The 1,709-nt window shown below is 76.8% G+C and carries 2 protein-coding genes and 2 pseudogenes; all 4 read left to right on the top strand.

The window, feature by feature from the left end:
- On the top strand, window positions 1-202 hold a 202-nt coding region (locus BJF79_RS63765), incomplete at its 5' end, for a hypothetical protein (protein WP_262403237.1).
- Window positions 203-216: 14 nt separating this feature from the next.
- Window positions 217-882 carry a response regulator gene (locus BJF79_RS39290; RefSeq protein ID WP_075905041.1) on the top strand — a complete coding sequence of 222 codons (666 nt, stop codon included), beginning with the start codon at window positions 217-219 and terminating at the stop codon, window positions 880-882.
- Window positions 870-1,358: pseudogene (locus tag BJF79_RS66075) on the top strand (RNA polymerase sigma factor); the annotation flags it as partial. The gene BJF79_RS39290 and the pseudogene BJF79_RS66075, both read left to right, overlap by 13 nt.
- A 107-nt stretch (window positions 1,359-1,465) precedes the next feature.
- A pseudogene (locus BJF79_RS63755) lies at window positions 1,466-1,709 on the top strand (hypothetical protein); the annotation flags it as partial.

Genomic DNA, 1,709 nt, shown 5'->3' with positions numbered 1-1,709 from the left:
GGTCGGCGGCGAGCTGACGCCGGGCCCGCGCCCGGCGGCGGGTTCCGGGTGTGGGCGCGGGCTGCCGCTGGACGCCGCCGCCCGGACGTGCGCCCGGGGCCCCGGGGGAACCCGGGCGGGCCTGAAGCGGGGCGGAAGCCGGGGCCGGGCACCGGCCGAGCAGGGCGAGCAAGGGCGAGCACGGCGCGACGGGCGCCGCTGAAGGAGGAAACTGGCGTGATCCGGGTAGTGCTGGCCGACGATCAGACCCTGGTGCGGGCGGGGTTCCGGTCGATCCTGGAGGGCGAGGACGACATCGAGATCGTCGCCGAGTGCGGCGACGGCGAGCAGGCCGTGCGGCGGGCGGCCGAGCTGCGGCCCGACGTGGTCCTGATGGACATCCGCATGCCCGTCCTGGACGGCTTGGAGGCCACCCGCCGCATCACCGGCGACGCCCGCCTGGACGACGTCCGCGTGGTGATCCTGACGACGTTCGACCTCGACGACTACGTCTACGGGGCGATCAAGGCGGGCGCGAGCGGGTTCCTGGTCAAGGACACCGAGCCGCCCGAGCTGATCCACGGGGTGCGGGTCGTCGCGCGCGGCGACGCGCTGCTGGCCCCCACGGTGACGCGGCGGCTCATCGCCGAGTTCGCGTCCCGCATCGGCGCGCCGCCGCCCGCCGCGAAGCTGGACGCCCTCACCGACCGTGAGCGGGAGGTCCTGGCGCTGGTGGCGGCGGGCCTGTCCAACGAGGAGATCGCGGGGCGGCTGGTGCTGTCGCCCGCCACCGCCAAGACCCACGTCAGCCGTATCCTGGCCAAGCTCGGTGCCCGCGACCGGGCGCAGCTGGTGGTCCTGGCCTACGAGACCGGCATGATCCGCCCGGGGTGGCTCGGCTGAGCCCCGCGCGGGGCCGGTGTGCAACCGGCCCGGGGGCCGCGGTGTTGAACAGAGGTGACGGTAACGGACGAGACGGCGCCGCCGGGAACCGCCGTGACGCGCCGGTCCCGCGGGATGAGCGCGGCGCCGAGGTCGCCGCGGCCCTCGCCGGTGACCTGGACGTGGGCTTCGCGGTGCTGTACGAGGCGTACGGGGGCGTGGTGTTCTCCACCGCGCTGCGGCTGTGCGGGCGGTGGGCCGAGGCCGAGGATCTGGCCGCCGAGGCGTTCCTGCGCGCCTACCGGGCGTTGTGCGGCTACGGTCCGGACCGGATCGCCGGGCTGCGTCCCCGGGGCTGGCTGCTGGCGATTTTGACGAATGTGTGGCGCAACGGGCTGCGGTCGGCGGCGCGGCGTCCGCGTTCCGGCCCGCTGGAGGACGCCGGTGACCCGCCCGATCCGGGCGAGGGCGTGGAGGAGGCCGCGGCGCGCCGCGAGACCGGCCGGGAGCTGGCGGCGCTGCTGGCCGGGCTGCCCGAACGGCAGCGCGTCGCGTGGTGCTGCGGCATGTCGCGGACCTGCCCGTCGCGGAGGTCGCCGAGGTCATGGGGCTGCCGCAGGGGACGGTCAAGTCGCACGTCTCCCGGGGCTTGGCGCGGCTGCGCGCCGCCCGCGGCAACGGCCAGGACCACGGGCAGGACGACACCGGCGACACCGGCACCCGCACCGGGCACGACACCGACGACCAGCGGGGGCCGCGACCGCGGACGCGGCGCCCGCACGGCAAGGGGCATCCGATGACCCGTACCGACCCGCCCGCACCCCGGGCACCGGCCCGGGCACGGCGCG

Origin of the sequence: Actinomadura sp. CNU-125 (assembly GCF_001942465.1) — a bacterium.
In the GTDB taxonomy this organism is placed as follows: Bacteria; Actinomycetota; Actinomycetes; order Streptosporangiales; family Streptosporangiaceae; genus Spirillospora.
Note: the sequence above shows the minus strand (reverse complement) of the source record. Positions and strands in the feature narration are given on the sequence as shown.